We start from the raw sequence: 17,545 nt of genomic DNA, 5'->3' as shown, positions 1-17,545 counted from the left end.
ACTGGGTGCATATCCGCACCACCAACCCAATCGAGTCGACCTTCGCCACGGTCCGCCTGCGGAGCAAGCGAAGCCGGAACTGCGGCTCCCGGGCGACCACCCTGGCGATGGTCTTCAAGCTGCTTCAGAGCGCTCAGAAGCGCTGGAAGCGGATCAAGGGGTTCAAGAAACTGGAGCTAGTCGTGAACAACGTCAAGTTCCAGGATGGAGAACCCTTGACCGATCAGTCAGATAGGACTGCCGCCTAACCGGCCATACACAGGATTTGACAATAACTCGGACGATATCGGCAGTGTCGAAAACGTCCTGATCAACGACAAGAACCAGATCGAGGCGGTCATCGTTCAGATCGGTGGCGTCTGGGATGTGGGCGACACCCATGTCGCGGTTCCTTGGGATGAAGTCAAGGTCTCCGACGACAACATCCAGGTACCGTTGAACGCCGACAACTACGACGACTACGACCTGTTTGCCGGTGAAAACGAATACGTCAGCAAGGGCGCCTTGCAGCAAACCACCCAGGTCGACGACGAGGTCGATGCCGGCGCCAGCATCTGGAAACTCACCGACCTGCTCGATGACTATGCCACGCTCGGCAGCGGTGCCGGCTATGGCTATATCGAAAACGTGCTGTTCAACGATAACGGGCAAGTCCAGGCCGTCATAGTCTCGGCAAGCAGCGCCGATTACAACGATGGTGTCTATGCCTATCCCTTCTACGGCTACGACTACGGCTGGGACCCGGCCTATTCCTCCTATAACCTGCCCTACACCGCCGATGACGTCTCGGGCATGAGCGAATTCAACGTCGACAAGTACGTCGGTGATGATTGATCGGCGATTCGCCTAGCAGCACCATCAAAAAGCCCGAAGCAGCGCTTCGGGCCTTACCCAGACAGATAGCAGACGGCAAGGCCTGGGCCGGGCTTTCATGCTTAACTCAGGTGCTGCGTCAGGCGTCCAGCCAGTACACGCCACCGACGCAGCAGCGCCTTGCGACCAACATCGCCAGGAGTCGTCCAGGGGGTTTTTCCCAGGAACAGCGGCGCCACCAGTTCGCGCGGCGCATCGTCCTCCGGCACCTGCGGCGTCCTTCGCCACCAGGCCAGCCAGGCCGTGGCCAGCCAGGGGCGCACCGAGGCCAGCTCGCCGCCCCCCGCCGCAAACCATGCCACCCGCTCCAGGGTCTCGGCATCGATGGCCGGCGGCGGCCCTTCCCGCAAGAGCGTTGCCGCCAGTTCAGCATCGAGACGCCGGAGTTCGAAGGCCAGTAGACTCGGCAACAGCAACCGAAAATCGCGATTCAATCCTGCGATCAGAGCCTCGACCGGCTCGTCCAGCGCCTTCCCCATCATCAGGGCATGTTCGCCGCTGGAGGCCTCCCGGGAAAGCCCCAGACGCAGCGAGACGAACCCCTGGGCACGCCAGAAGGCGACCAGCTCGCTCTCTGCACCGAAACTGACGCCGAGCCGGGCGATGTCGTCGCTCGCCACCTCCCTGCCCAGGCATTCGATCAGGCCGCGCCCCAGCCCCCGGCGCCGCGCCCCCGGGTGCACGGCGATACGCAGGATTCGGCACCAGCGCGCCTCGGCGGCCTCGCGCTGCCCGCCGTGGGTGGCCAGGGACTGGGCCAGCAGATGCCCCCGCGGCCGGCGTTCACCCTGCTGGATCGCCGTCGCCAGCTCCGTTGGAAAGCCGCCCTCGATCTGGGCCAGGCAGACGCCCAGGCAGGTCTTTCCGGCATAGGCCGCGATCAGCCGGGTCGCCGGTGCGTCGAGCAACTGGCGCAGGTCCGCCGGCGTGGTGCGATAGTGGGCCTGCACCAGCAGACCGAACAGCTCACTCAGGGTGGCCTCGTCACTGGCCAGCGTCGCCCGGTCGAGGCTTGCCAGGCGTGGTTCATGTTCCGCCAACGCCTGGGCGACGCGGGCATCGTCCGCGGGTTCGGCATCCAGCAGCAGGAGTTCGCGAGTCAGGGTCTCCAGAGGATCGCCCTCGGCCCAGCGGATCGGCTGCCCCAGATGCAGCTCGCGCCAATCGGGCGTGTCGCGCTCGAGTCGGGCACGAAAGCGCAGCTGGAAGCCGCGCCCGGTGCCCTCGTAACCATGCACGGTGGTGGCATAGGCGATGCGCGGAAAGGCCCGCAGCCAACGCCCCAGCAGCGGCGCGGGGATCGCCGCCGCCTCGTCGACGAACAGGGTCGGCGTCGAGCGGGGATCAACGGCCTCGGATTGCAAGGTCTCAAGCAGCGCGTCTGGCGCGATAAAGCACACCTCGGCAGAGATGCCGCCGGCAGTGCCGTCGATGACCACCTGGAAACTGTTGCCCTCCCGTCGCCCCTGGGGCAGCAACGCCGCGAGCCGCTCGAAGAGTGGCTCGACCGCCGCCGGGCGCGGCGCGGTGACCCACAGTTGACGCTCACCGGCCAGCAGGCGCCGTGCCGCGGCGATACCCAGCGCCGCGCTCTTGCCCCGGCCCCGGTCGGCGCTGAGCACCAAGGGCCGACGCCGGCGCAGGCGCATCAGACGCGCCACCGCGTCGGCCTGGTCGGCACTCAGGCAGTCGGAGTCCCTGGCAGGGCGATCCGAAAGATCGGGACCAGGCGGGGCGGCCGGCGCTCGCGGCAGCCTCGGAAACGCCTGACCGGCGGGCCAGTGAAGCACCTGAGGCGAGGCCATCAGTCGCCGCGCCAGGCGGGCAAGATAGCGCGCACTCAAGGCTCCGGCAGGGTAAGGCCAGGCAGCGAGGCGTGCGTAATCTGCGTCGGGGGCGGGTGTCCCTTTTTCCCAGGCGGTCGGCGTCAACAGCACCAGCAGGCCGCCGGCACGCAGCGTGCCCACGACCGCGCCGAAGGCATCCGGGTCGAAGCCGGCGTCCTTTGAGGCGGCATCGAACACCACCAGATCATGTTCGCCGCCCAGCCGCGTACGCGCCTTGGTGGCCGGCAACGTCTCGACTCCAAGCACACCAGGCGATGGACCCAGCCACAGCGGGGCCTGCCAGGGCCGAGCCTGCCATAGCCTCGAGGCCCGGGCAGTCGCTTCGGTGCCGGTTGCGCTGATCCACAACAGGGCGCGGTGCCGGTGTGCGGCAAGATCGTTCAGCAGGCCGTCCAGGCCCGGAAAGGTGTCATCGCTCATGGCGCACAGGATGCGTCATGCGCGATGACGATACCAGCCTGGGTCAGAGGGTCATCACCTTGTCCAGGGTGATCGGCAGGTCCCGGATGCGCTTGCCCGTGGCGTGATAGACCGCATTGCCGATGGCCGCGGCGATTCCGGTCAGGCCGATTTCCCCGACGCCTCGGGCACCGAACTCGTTGAAGGCGTAATCCGGATTGTCGAGCAGTTCGACGTCGATGTCCGGCATGTCCGCATGGCAGGGCACGATGTAGTCGGTGTAGTTGTTGTTGATCAGGCGCGCGTCCCGGGGGTCGTAATCGAGCTTCTCCGTCAGCGCCATGCCCAGGCCCATGACGATGCTGCCTTCCACCTGGTTGCGCGCCGCGGCCGGGTTGATCGCCCGACCGATATCGATGCTGCTGACCACCCGGGACACCCGCAGGCGCGAGATGCCCGGGTCCCAGCGCACCTCGACGAAATGGGCACCGAAGGAGCGGAAGCTGTATTGCCGTTTCTCATCCCCTGGCGCCGCCTGACCCTCGCCATTGACACTGCCGAGCTTCAGGGTGGTGAGGATCTCGGCAAAGCCGACCCGCGTGCCCTGCTGGTCGACCAGGGCGCCGGCCTGAATCTCGAGACGCTGCGGATCGCTGCCCTCGAATGCCCCTCCTTCCCCGGTGGCGGCCTCCTTGAGGGCGTCGATAGCGTCGCGCAGCGCCGCGGCCACCGCCGGCAGGGTGGTCGCCGTGACCATCGACCCCCCGGAAAGCGGCCCGGCAGGCAGGGTGGATTCGCCCAGTCGCACCTCGATGTTCTCGAGTGCCACACCGGTCAATTCGGCGACGGTCTGCGCCACCACGGTGTAGGTGCCGGTGCCGATGTCCTGGGTACCGCAGGCCGCCATCACGCTGCCATCGGCGCGCAATTCGACCCGCGCGGCACAGGACATGCGCATGGCGCCCCAGGAGGCGGTGGCCATGCCCCAGCCGAGAAACTCGTCCCCATCGCGCATGGCGCAGGGGGTGGGGTCGCGATGCTGCCAGCCGAAGCGCCGGGCGGCGTTGTCGTAGCAGGTATCGAGATGCTTGCTCGACCAGGGCAGATCCTTGGCCGGGTCGCTCCGGTTGTAGTTGCGCCGGCGCAACTCGAGAGGGTCCATCTCGAGCGCGTTGGCCAGTTCGTCCAGGGCGGTTTCCAGGGCATGGATGCCCGAGGTCTCTCCCGGGGCACGCATGGGACAGGGCGTGCCGTGGTGTACCTCGAGCAGGCGCTGGCTGATCGTCACGTTGTCGCAGGCATAGAGGCTGGGGGTCGCCGAACCGAGCGAGTCCACATAGGCATGCACGAAGGAGGTCTCGGTGGTGCTGTCGTGGCGCATCGACAGCAAGCGTCCGTCCCGCTCGGCGGCCAGGCGCAGACGCTGGCGGGAGGCCGGCCGGTTGCCGCCGCTTTCCATGTCCTGCTGGCGCGGCAGCACCGTCTTGACCGGGCGGCCCAGCATCTGGGATGCCGCCGCGGTAGCCACCGCGTGAGGCCACATGAACAGCTTGTTGCCGAACCCCGAACCGATGTAGTGGGAGACCACCTCGACCTGTTCGTCCGGCAGGCCGAAGATGCGTGCCAGCGCCTTGTGCTGATAGACCACCCCTTGGCTCGACTCGTGCACGATCAGCCGACCATCGCGCCACTCGGCGAGGGTGGCATGCATCTCCATCTGCATGTGGCTCTCGGCGGCGATGTGGTAGGTGTGATCGATCTTGACCGGTGCCTGGTCGAACGCCGTGTCGGGATCGCCCCGGCAAACGCCCTCCGATTCCAGCAGGCGGCCCTCCTGCTCGGTATCCAGCAAGCTCGCCACCGCACCGGGCTCCTGGCGATAATCCGCACGCACCGCGTGAGCGGCAGCCCTGGCCTGCTCGAAGCTTTCCGCCACCACCAGGGCGACGTACTGGCCATCGTAGTATATGCGCTCGTCCTCGAAGGGCAGACGCACCTCACTGACCTGATCCTGGTGGGCAGCACTGCTGGGGGAACGATAGAGTTCGGGAAAATGGTCGTGGTGAAAGATATCCACCACCCCCGGCATGGCCCGCGCCTGTTCAAGGTGCAGTGTCTCGAGGACGCCGTGGGCGATGCTCGCCGGCACCGGGTAGCCGTGGAGCATGCCGTCGGCTTGCCAGTCGACGGTGTAGTCGGCCTTGCCGGTCAGTTTGTGCTCACCATCCACCCGGGGGGTGCGGTGTCCGATAATCGTCGTATCCATCCTGGAATCCTTTAGCTGTCCGTGGCTGCCTGGGTGGCTTTTTCCAGCGCTCTCACGATGGCCTGGCGTGCCAGGGGTATCTTGAAGGCATTGTGCTGCCGGGCACTCGCGTCCCGCAGGGCGATGCCGGCGGCTTTTTCGAAATTGACGGTCTCCGGTGGCTGACCGCGCAGCGCCTGTTCGGCCTCCTGGGCATGCCAGGGCCTGGTGCCGACCCCGCCGAGGGCCAGGCGGGCCTCGCGAATCACGCCCTTCTCGACGGCGATCATCGCCCCTGCGGAGGCCAGGGCAAATTCATAGGAAGCCCGGTCGCGCAGCTTGAGATAGTGCGCCCCGGCGCCTTCGACCGGCGAGTCCAGGGTGACGTGGGTAATCAACTCGCCGGGTTCGATTTCGTGCTCCCTGTCCGGCCGATCTTCGGGCAGGCGATGGAAGTCGCCGAAGGCGATCTCGCGGGCGCCGTGCGGACCCACGAGGGTCAGGGTCGCTCCCAGCGCCGCCAGGGCCACGCACATGTCCGAGGGGTGGGCGGCAATGCAATGCTCGCTGGTCCCCAGTATCGCGTGCATGCGATTGATGCCATCAAGGGCATCGCAGCCGCTGCCCGGTTCGCGCTTGTTGCAGGCCGCGGCAGCGTCGCGGAAATAGGGACAACGCGTGCGCTGCATGATGTTGCCGCCGGTGGTGGCCATGTTGCGAAGTTGCGTCGAGGCGCCGGCCAGGATCGCCTGGGAAAGCAGGGGGAAATGCGCGGTCACCAGGGGATGGTGAGCGAGTTCGGTATTGGTGACCAGGGCGCCGACGCGCAGTCGGCCATCATCGAGACGTTCGACATCGTTCAAGGGGAGGCGATTGACACCCACCATTCGCGCCGGGCGCATCACGTCGAGCTTGACCAGATCGATCAGGGTGGTGCCCCCGGCAATATAGGCGGCATCGCCATCGCCGCCCTGGGCGCTGACGGCCTGGCCGACACTCTCGGCGGGGGTGAAGGCGAAGGATCTCATGAGATGCCACCCTCCTTCCGCTGTGACGCCAGCTCCTCGCGCGCGGTGTGGATCGCTTCGAGAATGTTCTTGTAGGCACCGCAGCGGCAGATGTTGCCGCTCATCGCCTCGCGCACCGCCGCGTCGTCGCTGCCGATGCGCTCGTCTTCCAGCAACGCCGAGGCGGACATCATCTGCCCGGGCGTGCAGAAACCGCACTGGTAGGCATCATGCTCCAGGAAGGCCCGCTGCACCGGGTGTAGCCCCACCTCGCTGGCCAACCCTTCCACGGTAGTCACTTCCTGGCCTTCGCACATCACGGCCAGGCGCAGACAGGCGTTCATCGCCTGGCCGTCGACCCGCACCGTGCAGGCACCGCACTGGCCATGATCGCACCCCTTCTTGGTGCCGGTCAGGCCGAGTCGATCGCGCAACACCTCCAGCAGCGTCACGTTGGGCGGGAGCGTCAGACGGCGAGCCTCGCCGTTGACGGTCAGGGCCAGCGCCAGCTCGCCACCCTCCCTGGTTGGTCCGGAATGGTCCATCATTGCCGTCTCCTTGTCGTTGACATGACGTGCACGAACGGATGACGCAGGACCGTTCGTCACGGCGCTTTCCCAAGTTAGGCAAGGATCGGGAAGAGAACAACGCCTCCTGACCAAACACCGGGAGGGCTGGGCGTCTTCTCCTCGTCACCCGACCACGAACACCGAGGTCCAGATATTGAGCCCGGAGATCACCTTTGATGCTGCGGCGGCTGACCACGCGATGACCGCACAGACCGAGAGGTCGTATAGATGACAAGATGCGACGCTTTGAGGGGCATTGAGAAGACAGACGGGCCATTGGCATAGCCGTCACATACGACAGAAGGTGGTCTTGCCGCGTTTGCTTGGCACCGGTTGTCAGGAATCGTTGAGCTTCAAAACCTGGCCGTTCAGTGCTCGCCCCCCGCCCCCGGCAAGAAAGCGCGCGCAATCGGCCACCGCGGCGCTCGAGGCGCCCAGAGGGCAAAGCAGATTGACGCGGATGCCCGGGTCGCCGCTATCGGCGAGTCGGCGTACCAGGGCGGCCAGGGCCTCGCGCACCATGCTTGCCGCCTGGGTATCGCCGTCCGGGGCGACGGCGATCAGGCGTCCGCCACCACGGCTGTGCATCCAGGCCCGCGCCACCTGCAAGAGGCCCGATGGGTCGACGACCTGCTCGGCCAGACGCTGCTCCAGAGGCACGCCCCGGGGGAGCGGCTGAGGCGCGCAGACCAGCACGTCCAGCCGTCCCAGCCTGCCGAGCAAGCCATCCAGCGCCCCCTCGCCGGCGGCCAGGCCGAAACGATCGCTGCGTTCACCGCCGAGCACGTCGAGCACATGTTCCAGGCAGGCGATATCCGGCGTCAGCAGCGCCACTGTCGCGCCTTCCTCGAGGAAGACCCGCGACAGTGCCTCGAGCAGTTCACCGCCTCCGGCGATCAGCACACGTTTGCGCATGTAGACTGTTCTCCGGCTCAGGGCATAAGCCCCGGCAACCACAACACCAGCGCCGGAAAGGCGATGCACAGCGCCAGGCCGATCAACTGCAGCAGCACGAAGGGAATGATCGAGCGATAGATGGTGCCGATGCCGATCTGGCCCTCGGTGATCCCCTTGAGATAGAACAGCGCGTAGCCGAAGGGCGGCGTCAGGAAACTGGTCTGCAGGTTGATCGCCACCAAAATGGCGAACCACACCAGCAGTGCCTGCCCCGACAGGCCGAAGCCGAAATCGAGCAGTTCGACCACCGGCGCCACCAGGGGCAACACCACGAAGCTGATCTCGATCCACTCGAGGAAGAAGCCCAGCACGAAGATCAGCCCCATGATCAGCAGCAGCAGACCATAAGGCCCGAGCCCGGTGCCGGTGATCATCTCCTCGATCATGTAGTCGCCGCCCAGACGCTTGAAGACCACCGAGAAACAGGTCGCGCCGATCACCACGAACAGGATCATCGCCGAGGTGCGCGAGGTCTCGCGTACCGCGTCACGCAGCGTCTGAAAATCCAGGCTGCGCATGACCAGTGCCAGCAGCAGGCTCCCCAGGGCACCGATGGCAGCAGCCTCGGTGGGGGTGGCGATGCCGGCCATGATCGACCCGAGCACGGCGGTGATCAGCAGTACCGGGCCCAGCAGATCGCGAAGCAGCGCCAGGGCCAGCGGCGTGGTGTCCGCATCGTGAGCATCGGGATCGGCCAGGGGCGCCCAGTCGGGCTTGATCCGGGCGGTGATCAGCAGATAGGCGACGTACAACACCCCCAGCAGAAGACCCGGAAACAAGGCCGCCTTGAAGAGCGCACCGACCGATACCTGCAGGATCGAGCCCATCAGCACCAGCATGATCGAGGGCGGAATCAGGATGCCCAGGGTGCCCGAGGCAGCGATGACACCGCAGGCCATCTCGGCGCGATAGCCCTGCTTCATCATGACCGGCAGCGCCAGCAGGCCGAGCATGACCACCGAGGCACCGATGATGCCGGTACTGGCGGCCATGACGACACCGAGGATCGCCACCGAAATGGCCAGCCCCCCGGGGGTGCGACCGAACAGTCGCTGCAGGGTCAACAGCAGGCGCCGGGCGACGCCGGAGCGTTCCAGCATCAATCCCATGAACACGAACAAAGGGATGGCGATCATCAACCAGTTCTCGACCACGCCACCGAAGATGCGCGAGCCTACCGTGCCCAGGAAGGGAATGGGGATATCGCCGATGAAGGCGAAGGCGATACCCAGCCCGCCGAGCAGGAAAGCCACCGGATAGCCCGTGAAGATGCCCGCCAGCAGCGCGACGACCATGGCGATGGCCAGGGCATACTCGGCCATGAATTCAGCCATGCAGCGGCTCCTTCTTGTCGGAAGGCTCGATCAGACGGGCCGGATCGAACAACCCGGCCAGGTTGTTCAGTATCTGGCCCAGCGCGCCGAGGGCCAGGAATACCAGCCCGAGAGGCAGCATCGCCTTGATCAGATAGCGATCGGTGAGGCCACCGTAGTTGGATTGCTCGTTGGAGATGTAGGACATGGTCACGAAGTGCTTGGAGAGCCAGGCGATCAGCAGGCAGAAGGGAATCAGCATCAGCAGATGACCGAGGATATCGATGATCGCCCGCCCGCGGGGCGACAGCTTCTGATAGATCAGATCGACCCGCACATGGGTGTCGTGGTGCAGCGCATAGGTGCCGCCGAGCAGGGTCAGGATGCCGAAAAGATGCCACTGCAGCTCGGTCATGCTGTTGATGGTCAACGCATTGCCGAACAGCAGAATGTCGTTTTCCCAGCGTGCGATCTCGTTGATGCCCAGGGCATTGAGCGTGACGGTGGTGAGCACGGCCAGCATCACCAGCAGGACCAGCCAGCTGGTGATGCGCCCGACGACCAGCCCCAGCCCGACCAAGGGTCGGGCCAGGGCGGCACACACCGCCGCACCGCGCTCACGCCAAGGCGCAAGGCGGGGCTGTGGCATCAGCTGTCTCCTTCGACCGGCTTGGGATCGGGCAAGGCCTGCAGCTCGTACCACTCGTCGATCAAGGCCACATGCTCCATGAGCGACTTGTAGGCCTCGGCGAAGGCGGGATTGTTGTCCATCTCTTCCTGGCGCACCTCGACCCAGGCATCCTGCAAGGCACTGATCACCTCATCCGGGAAGCGCTTGACCTTGACGCCCTTCTCTTCGAGCGAACGGATGGTACGTACCTGCTCCGGGGGTGCTTCGGCCATGGCCCACTGCAGGGTGGCACGGCAGGCGGTCTCGAACTGCGCCTTGCGCTCGTCGCTGTACTGGTCCCAGACCTGCTGGTTGATGATCAGCGAGAACCAGCTGGCGCTCTGGTGCCAGCCGGGGAAGTAGTAGTACTCGGCGACTTCGTCGAAGCCCATGGCAGCATCCACCTGGGGTACCGAGAACTCGGTGGCATCGACACGGCCGCGTTCCAGGGCCAGGTAGATCTCGCCCCCCGGCACCAGCTGGGTGGAGGCCCCCAGCCTGTTGAGCACCTTGGCGCCCAGCCCCGAGATACGCATCGACAGGCCGTCGAAATCCTCCGGCGTGTTGATTTCCTTGTTGTACCAGCCACCGGTCTCCTGAGGCGAGATGAAGCACGGCAGGACCTTGACCCCATAAGGATCGTAGGCCTTCTGCAGCAGTTCGGTACCCTCGCCGGACCACATCCAGGACATGAAGGCTTCCGGCGTGGGACCGAAGGGCAGTGCGCCGTAGAGATTGGTGATCGGTACCGTGCCGGCCCAGTAGCCGATCCAGTCCCAGCCCGCCTGGACGGCGCCGGAGGAGACCGAGTTGAAGACCTCGAAGGCCGGTACCAGATCGCCCGGCTCATGGACACGCAGGCTGACGGCACCGCCGGTGGCCTTCTCCAGCTCTTCGGAAAGGCGTACCCCCCCGGCGCCGAGGAAGTTCTGGGTCGAGAAGGTACTCGCCACGTCGAGCCGCTTGGGTCCCTCGGCCAGCGCGGGAGCGCTCAGCAGCGCCGTGGTGGCTGTGGCGATACCCGTCACCAGGAGGGAACGAGCGAAGCGATGTTTTGGCATGTCTGGCTCCTTGCTGTTGTTTTTTCGCCCTTGGGGCTGGCCACTCTTCCAGCAAAGAGACCGCCATTTATCGAAAAACATATAAATAACAACATCTTAAAATCAAAACGACCGCGTGATTCGGCTGCCTCGGCAAGGAGCGATGGTGCAGGATGGAAGGAAACGACCGGATTCCTGGACGGCTCACATCCCGCCCGGGCAATAAAGGGGGCTCCTTTACTCCGGCTTTCCGGACGCCATCCGAAAAATCGTACTACTTACGAGTTCACGAACCGGGATCCAGCCCGTGCCGTGCCAGCTTCTCGTAGAACGACGACTTGGCGATACCCAGACGCCGCGCCGCGCGTGTACGATTGCCGCCGCTTTCAGACAACGCCCGCCTGATCGCCTCGCGTTCCGCGCAGGCCAGGGTTTCCCGCAGCGAACTTCCCAGGGAGGGAGACGAGGACGACGCGCAGTGCAGAGCCTCGGGGAGGTCGTCGACATCGAGCCGTGCCCCGCCCAGATAGAACGCCGCCTCGAGCACGTTTTCCAGCTCCCGCACGTTCCCCGGCCAGGCGTGGCGACACAGACAAGCCAGCGCGGCCTCGCTGAGCGCCGGGCAACGCCGGCCGCGGCGCTCGGCGAGACGCGCCAGCAGATGCCGGGCCAGCACGGGGATATCCTCCCGTCGCTCGCGCAGCGGGGGGATCGTCAAGGGCACGACATTGATGCGGTAGAACAGGTCCTCCCGGAACTCCCCACGCTCGACCAGGCTCTCCAGGGGCCGATGAGTGGCGGCGATCACCCGTACATCCACCGGCAGCAAGCGTGTGGCGCCCACCGCCTCGACCTCGCGATCCTGCAGCACGCGCAACAGCTTGACCTGCATCGCCAAGGGCATGTCGCCAATCTCGTCGAGGAACAGCGTCCCGCCATGAGCAAGCTGGAACTTGCCCGGCTTGCCCCCCTTCTTGGCACCGGTGAAGGCCCCTTCCTCGTAGCCGAACAACTCGGCTTCGAGCAGGTGTTCGGGGATGGCCGCGCAATTGAGCTTGATGAAGGGCCCCTTGGCGCGTTCCGACAGGCGATGCAGGGCATGGGCGTAGAGCTCCTTGCCGGTGCCCGACTCGCCACGGATCAGCACCGAGGCGTCGCCCGGCGCCACCTTGCGCACCTTGGCGTTGAGCGTCGCGATCGCCTCGCTCTCGCCGATGACATCGGCCAGCTGCCAGCGCGCCCCGGCCCTGGAATCCAGCGCCTGACGGTAGTAGTCCACCTCGGCCTCGAGGGCCTTCACCTGGGCATTCATCTGTCGCCACTCCCAGGTGTCGTGATAGATCACCGTGCCGATGGCGCCGATCACTCGACCGTCGGCACGAATCGGATGGCGGTGGGCGATCATGTGATGCCCTCGGATCATCTGCAGTTGTGCCAGTTCCGCCTTGCCGGAGGCCAGCACCTCGGGCAAGCGGGTATTCTCGATGATATCCACCACCGGGCGACCGATCACCGCCACCGCATCGACCTCGAGGAAGTCCGCATAGGGCGCGTTGAGGTAGACGATACGCGCCTGGGCATCGACCACCACCAGCCACTCGCCCATCGCGTCGAGCCCCTTCAAGAGCAACGGCGACGCGAACTGCCCGGTCAGTGCTTGCGGAAGATAGTCGTTGCCCATGAGTGAAACCTTCCATCGTCGTCGTGACCGTTCAGCATCGCGGGAGAGGGAAACGGCGACAAGACGACCTTGGGCTTAGCGGCGCACGGCCTGGCCACGGCTGTGGCAAAGAGACGTTCCCCCCGTCGGGCGCATGAGGCATCCTGAGGCTCTATCACCGCCACAGGACCACGGCATTCATCGCGAAAGGGACCTCGCATGACCGGCATACTGATCTGGACGCTCGTCGCCCTCGTTTCCACGGCCATCATCTGGAAGGGCAGCGGCCTGCTCGAGCGTTCCAGCGAACGGCTTTCCGTCTACTACGAACTGCCGGACATCGTGCAGGGAGCAATCGTCGTCGCGGTGGGATCGAGCTTTCCGGAGCTCTCCACCACCGTGATCTCCACGCTGGTACACGGCGAATTCGAACTCGGGGTCGCCGCCATCGTCGGCTCGGCCCTGTTCAACATCCTGGTGATTCCCGGCCTGAGCGGACTCGCCTCCCGGGAGGAACTGCGGGCGAACCGGGACCTGGTCTACAAGGAGGCCCAGTTCTACATGATCGCGGTGGCAGTGCTCACCCTCACCTTCGCCTTCGCCGCCATCTATCATCCCGTGGCCAGTGAGGGCAGCGTCATCCAGGGCGAGATGACGCGCGGGCTGGCGCTCATGCCCGTCGCCCTCTATGGGCTCTACATCTTCGTGCAGTATCAGGACACCCTGGATCACGAGGCGGACGTGGATGCCGAGGGCATTCGCCCGGGCCGCGAATGGGGCATGCTCGCCCTCTCCCTGGTGGTGATCGTGATCGGCGTCGAGGGGCTGGTGCGCGCGGCCATCAACTTCGGCGAGATCTTCGGCACGCCGAGTTTCCTGTGGGGCATCACCGTGGTGGCCGCCGGCACGTCCATCCCCGATGCCTTCGTCTCGATACGCGCCGCCAGAGGCGGCCGCGGCGTGACCAGCATCGCCAACGTGCTCGGCAGCAACACCTTCGACCTGCTGGTGTGCATTCCCGCCGGCGTGCTCATCGCCGGTACCGCGGTGATCAACTTCTCGGTCGCCGCCCCGATGATGGCGGCGTTGACCGCGGCGACGATCGTGCTGTTTTTGATGATGCGCACGCACATGGCCCTCTCGCGGCACGAATCCGTCGCCCTGCTCGTCATCTACGTCCTGTTCGTGGCGTGGATCAGCGTGGAAACCTTCGGGGTCGTCGATTGGGTACCGAACCTGCCGCCGGCCTGAGCTAACGATCGACAGCCCAGCCGGCCGGGCCATGCCGATGCGCGAGCGCAGCCATCCCGCGCCTGATGGGCAATGTTGGGCTAAGCTTCAGCAGGGGTACACAAGGGGACGGCACATGTTCCCTGGCCAAGCTTGATTCACCCGAGAGGTCAGCCATGCACCGCACAGGGATCGCGATCGTCCTCGCAGCACTCCTTCTGGTGGATCAGGCAATCGCGGCAGACCAGGCAAAAGAGGCGGACGTCGCCGAGAGCAAGGCCGAGGCGCTGGAACAGAGCGTGGTAGACGAAGGCAGCGAGGCACCCTCCTCGACACCCGCGACCATCACGAAACCCGAGGCGCAGGCGATCGACCCCGCCGGTGACGAGCCCCTGGACGACGCGATCACCTGCCTGTCACGTACCATCTACTGGGAAGCCAGGGGCGTGGGGGGCGAGGAAATGGAAGCGGTGGCCAACGTGGTCATCAATCGGCTGGGACATGAGGGGTTTCCGGACACGGTGTGCAAGGTTGTCAGGCAGGGCGGCGAACAGGGAACTTGCCAGTTCTCCTGGTGGTGCGATGGCCGGTCGGATGTCGCGGCGAACGACGAGGCCTATGCCATCGCCAAGGAGATAGCGCGAAAGGCGCTCAATGGGCAGCTGACAGACGTAACCGGCGGTGCCTTGTATTTCCATCACAGGACCGTGAATCCCGGCTGGGCCGCCGACTATATCATGACGGCCGAGACCGGCGAGTTTGCCTTCTACAAGACCCAGGATGGCACGGCCAGGTAGAAGCCCCTCCGGCCGCAGGAACCGACCTGGCGTCTGGGTATCGTCAGTGCGCTTCGTCCCAGTTATCTCCCGCCTCGGCCTCGACGATCAGCGGTACCTTGAGTTCGGCGGCATTCTGCATGCGCTGCTTCACCGCGCCGATGAAGTCATCCACCTGCTCGCCCTTGACCTCGAAGACCAGTTCGTCGTGCACCTGCATGACCATCACCGCGTCGAAGTCGGCCTTTTCCTTGCCCACGCCTTGCGGCGGGTTGAGCCAGGCGTCGACGTCGATCATCGCACGCTTGATGATGTCCGCGGCAGTGCCCTGCATGGGGGCGTTGATGGCGGTGCGTTCGGCGGCCTGACGGCGAGCGTGCTGACGCGAGTTGATCTCGGGCAGATAGAGGCGGCGGCCGAATACGGTCTCGACATAGCCATCCTCGGCGGCCTGGGAGCGAATACCGTTCATGAAGCTCGCGACGCCGGGATAGCGGTCGAAGTAGCGGTCGATGTAGGTCTGCGCCTGGCTGCGTTCGATGTGCAGCTGCCGGCCCAGGCCCCAGGCGCTCATGCCGTAGATCAGCCCGAAGTTGATCGCCTTGGCGCTGCGCCGCTGATCGGGCATCACCTTGTCCAGGGCCACACCGAATACCTCTCCGGCGGTGGCGGCATGAATATCGAGGTCGTTGGCGAAGGCCTCCAGCAGCCCCTTGTCCTCGGAGAGATGCGCCATGATGCGTAGCTCGATCTGGGAATAGTCGGCGGCGACGATGCGATAGCCGGGCCGGGCGATGAAGGCCTGACGGATCCTGCGCCCTTCCTCGGTGCGAATCGGAATGTTCTGCAGGTTGGGGTCCGACGAGGAGAGCCGCCCGGTGGCGGTCACCGCCTGGTGGTAGCTGGTGTGGATGCGCCCGGTGCGCTTGTTGACCAGCAGCGGCAGCTTGTCGGTGTAGGTCGACTTGAGCTTGGTCAGGCCGCGATGGGCCATGATCACCTTGGGCAGCGGGTAGTCCAGCGCCAGCTCCTCGAGCACGGCTTCGGCGGTGGACGGCGCACCCTTGGGGGTCTTCTTGATCACCGGAATCTTCTGCTCCTCGAACAGGATCTCGCTCAACTGCTTGGGCGAGCCAAGGTTGAACTCGCGCCCGGCGATCGCGAAGGCCTCCTTCTCCTGTTCGCGGATACGTTTTTCCAGTTCCTGGCTCTGAGCGTGAAGCCGGGCGACGTCCAGCGCCACCCCGGTGCGCTCCATGCGCGAGAGCACCGGAATCATCGGGCGCTCGATGGTATCCAGCACCTCGCTCAGACGACCTTCCGCCTCGACCCGGGGGCGCAGTTCGCGATGCAGGCGCAGGGTGACATCCACATCCTCGCAGGCGTAGGGCACCGCCTGTTCCAGGGCGACCCGATCGAAGGTGATCTGCTTGGCGCCCTTGCCGGCGACCTCCTCGAAGCTGATGGTCTTCTGACCCAGGTACTTGAGTGCCAGGGAATCCATGTCGTGGCGCGTCGCCGTGGAATTGAGCACGTAGGATTCGAGCATGGTGTCGGTCAGGGGCCCGGCCACGCGGATGTCATGGCGCGCCAGCACCGAGATGTCGTACTTCAGGTTCTGGCCGACCTTGCCCTTTTTCGGGTCTTCCAGCAGTGGCTTGAGGGCCCCCAGCACCGCGTCGCGGTCGAGCTGCTGCGGTGCATCGAGATAGTCGTGGGCCACGGGAACGTAGACCGCTTCTCCGGGTTCCAGCGCCAGGCCGATGCCGACGATCTCGGCCTCCATGTAGTTGAGGCTGTTGGTCTCCAGGTCGAAGCAGAATTCCTCCGCCTGATTCAGGCGTTCCAGCCAGTCGTCGAAGGCCACTTGGCTCAGCAGGGCATGGTCGGTGCGCTCCGGAGCCGCAAGAGTCTTGTCCTCTTCGGGGGCATCGTCATCGGCGGCGTTCTTGCCCTGGCTCTTGCCCTGGCCCTTGAGGTCATCGACGCCCCGGTCCTTGCCGTCGAGCAACTCGGCCAGCCAGGCCTTGAACTCGAGCTCGCGGTAGAGCCTGGCCAGCGCCTCGCGGTCCGGGTGGGCGATGTCCAGGTCGTCCAGGCCAACGGGAAGCTCGCAATCGGTCTTGATGGTGGCGAGCTTGTAGGAAAGAAAAGCCTGGTCGCGATGCTCGTCGAGCTTCCTGGGCAGGGACTTGGCGCCGCGCACGGACAGGGTGGCCACCCTGTCGAGATCGGCGTAGAGGGCCTCCATGCCGCCGATGCCCTGCAGCAACGCCAGGGCGGTCTTCTCGCCGACGCCGGGCACGCCGGGAATGTTGTCGACCTTGTCGCCCATCAGCGCCAGGAAGTCGATGATCAGCTCCGGCGGCAGGCCAAACTTGTTCTCGACGCCGGCGACATCCAGGGTCTCGCCCTTCATGGTGTTGACCAGGGTGATGTGGCCGTTGACCAGCTGGGCCATGTCCTTGTCGCCGGTGGAGATCACCGCGTCGCGCCCCGCCTCCGCGGCATGGCGGGCCAGGGTACCGATCACGTCGTCGGCCTCGACCCCCTCGATGCACAGCAGCGGCAGGCCAAGCGCCCTGACACAGGCGTGCAGTGGCTCGACCTGCTCACGCAGGTCATCCGGCATCGGCGGTCGATGCGCCTTGTACTGCTCGAACAGTTCGTCCCGGAAGGTCTTGCCCTTGGCATCGAATACCACCGCCATGGGGCTTTGCGGGTACTGCTTGATCAGGCTCTTGAGCATGCTGATCACGCCCTTGACCGCCCCGGTGGGCTTGCCCTGGGAAGTGGTCAGCGGCGGCAGGGCGTGAAAGGCCCGATAAAGGTAGGAGGAACCGTCGACGAGAACGATGGGCGTTGCGGCCATGGAAAGGCGTCCCCTAGCAAAGAAAAAGAGCAAAGAGAAAGGCAGTCGATGCGCCCATGATACGCAAGCCGTTCCGAGCCGTCAGGC

The 17,545-nt window shown here is 65.4% G+C and carries 13 protein-coding genes and 1 pseudogene; 4 read left to right on the top strand and 10 right to left on the bottom strand.

Annotated features, from left to right (window positions below):
• Both BUA41_RS17610 and BUA41_RS17605 read left to right on the top strand, forming a co-directional pair.
• Positions 1–248, top strand: a pseudogene (locus tag BUA41_RS17610) (IS256 family transposase); the annotation flags it as partial.
• On the top strand, positions 223–834 hold the full coding sequence (locus BUA41_RS17605; RefSeq protein ID WP_084671799.1) for a PRC-barrel domain-containing protein: 612 nt from the start codon (positions 223–225) through the stop codon (positions 832–834). The pseudogene BUA41_RS17610 and the gene BUA41_RS17605, both read left to right, overlap by 26 nt.
• 101 nt (positions 835–935) lie before the next feature.
• On the opposite strand, the gene BUA41_RS17600 is transcribed toward BUA41_RS17605, so the two are convergent.
• The 9 genes from BUA41_RS17600 to BUA41_RS17560 all read right to left on the bottom strand — a co-directional run bounded on the left by BUA41_RS17600 (position 936) and on the right by BUA41_RS17560 (position 12,601).
• The gene (locus BUA41_RS17600; protein ID WP_245791954.1) at positions 936–3,140 is read right to left on the bottom strand and encodes a tRNA(Met) cytidine acetyltransferase TmcA; all 2,205 of its coding nucleotides are present in this window, start codon (positions 3,138–3,140) and stop codon (positions 936–938) included.
• Positions 3,141–3,183: 43 nt separating this feature from the next.
• Positions 3,184–5,385, bottom strand: coding sequence for a xanthine dehydrogenase family protein molybdopterin-binding subunit (locus tag BUA41_RS17595; protein WP_072825353.1), 2,202 nt, complete (start codon positions 5,383–5,385; stop codon positions 3,184–3,186).
• Between the two features lie 11 nt (positions 5,386–5,396).
• Positions 5,397–6,392, bottom strand: coding sequence for an FAD binding domain-containing protein (locus tag BUA41_RS17590; protein ID WP_072825351.1), 996 nt, complete (start codon positions 6,390–6,392; stop codon positions 5,397–5,399).
• Complete coding sequence (locus tag BUA41_RS17585; RefSeq protein WP_072825349.1) at positions 6,389–6,919, bottom strand: (2Fe-2S)-binding protein; 531 nt, start codon at positions 6,917–6,919, stop codon at positions 6,389–6,391. Before BUA41_RS17585 ends, BUA41_RS17590 begins: the two co-directional genes overlap by 4 nt.
• 357 nt (positions 6,920–7,276) lie before the next feature.
• On the bottom strand, positions 7,277–7,855 hold the full coding sequence (locus BUA41_RS17580) for an SDR family NAD(P)-dependent oxidoreductase (RefSeq protein ID WP_072825347.1): 579 nt from the start codon (positions 7,853–7,855) through the stop codon (positions 7,277–7,279).
• Between the two features lie 17 nt (positions 7,856–7,872).
• Positions 7,873–9,231 carry a TRAP transporter large permease gene (locus BUA41_RS17575; protein WP_245791953.1) on the bottom strand — a complete coding sequence of 453 codons (1,359 nt, stop codon included), beginning with the start codon at positions 9,229–9,231 and terminating at the stop codon, positions 7,873–7,875.
• Entirely contained in the window at positions 9,224–9,859 is a 636-nt protein-coding gene (locus tag BUA41_RS17570; protein ID WP_072825279.1) for a TRAP transporter small permease subunit, read from the bottom strand. The genes BUA41_RS17575 and BUA41_RS17570 overlap by 8 nt, the downstream gene beginning before the upstream one ends.
• Positions 9,859–10,941 carry a TRAP transporter substrate-binding protein gene (locus BUA41_RS17565; protein WP_072825276.1) on the bottom strand — a complete coding sequence of 361 codons (1,083 nt, stop codon included), beginning with the start codon at positions 10,939–10,941 and terminating at the stop codon, positions 9,859–9,861. Before BUA41_RS17565 ends, BUA41_RS17570 begins: the two co-directional genes overlap by 1 nt.
• A 265-nt stretch (positions 10,942–11,206) precedes the next feature.
• Positions 11,207–12,601: a sigma-54 interaction domain-containing protein gene (locus BUA41_RS17560; protein ID WP_072825274.1), complete on the bottom strand. Its 1,395-nt coding sequence runs from the start codon at positions 12,599–12,601 to the stop codon at positions 11,207–11,209.
• A 198-nt stretch (positions 12,602–12,799) separates the two neighbouring features.
• Between BUA41_RS17560 and BUA41_RS17555 the strand changes: the two genes are divergently transcribed.
• Complete coding sequence (locus BUA41_RS17555; protein WP_072825272.1) at positions 12,800–13,831, top strand: sodium:calcium antiporter; 1,032 nt, start codon at positions 12,800–12,802, stop codon at positions 13,829–13,831.
• A gap of 155 nt (positions 13,832–13,986) precedes the next feature.
• Positions 13,987–14,607 (top strand): cell wall hydrolase, encoded by a 621-nt coding sequence (locus BUA41_RS17550; RefSeq protein ID WP_072825270.1) that lies wholly within the window; start codon positions 13,987–13,989, stop codon positions 14,605–14,607.
• A gap of 43 nt (positions 14,608–14,650) precedes the next feature.
• On the opposite strand, the gene polA is transcribed toward BUA41_RS17550, so the two are convergent.
• Entirely contained in the window at positions 14,651–17,458 is a 2,808-nt protein-coding gene (polA, locus tag BUA41_RS17545; protein ID WP_072825268.1) for a DNA polymerase I, read from the bottom strand.
• Positions 17,459–17,545 lie beyond the last annotated feature (87 nt).

This window comes from Modicisalibacter ilicicola DSM 19980, assembly GCF_900128925.1.
GTDB classification, from domain to species: Bacteria; Pseudomonadota; Gammaproteobacteria; order Pseudomonadales; family Halomonadaceae; genus Modicisalibacter; species Modicisalibacter ilicicola.
The sequence above is the reverse complement of the archived record's forward strand: the minus strand, read 5'-3'. Positions and strand labels throughout refer to the sequence as shown.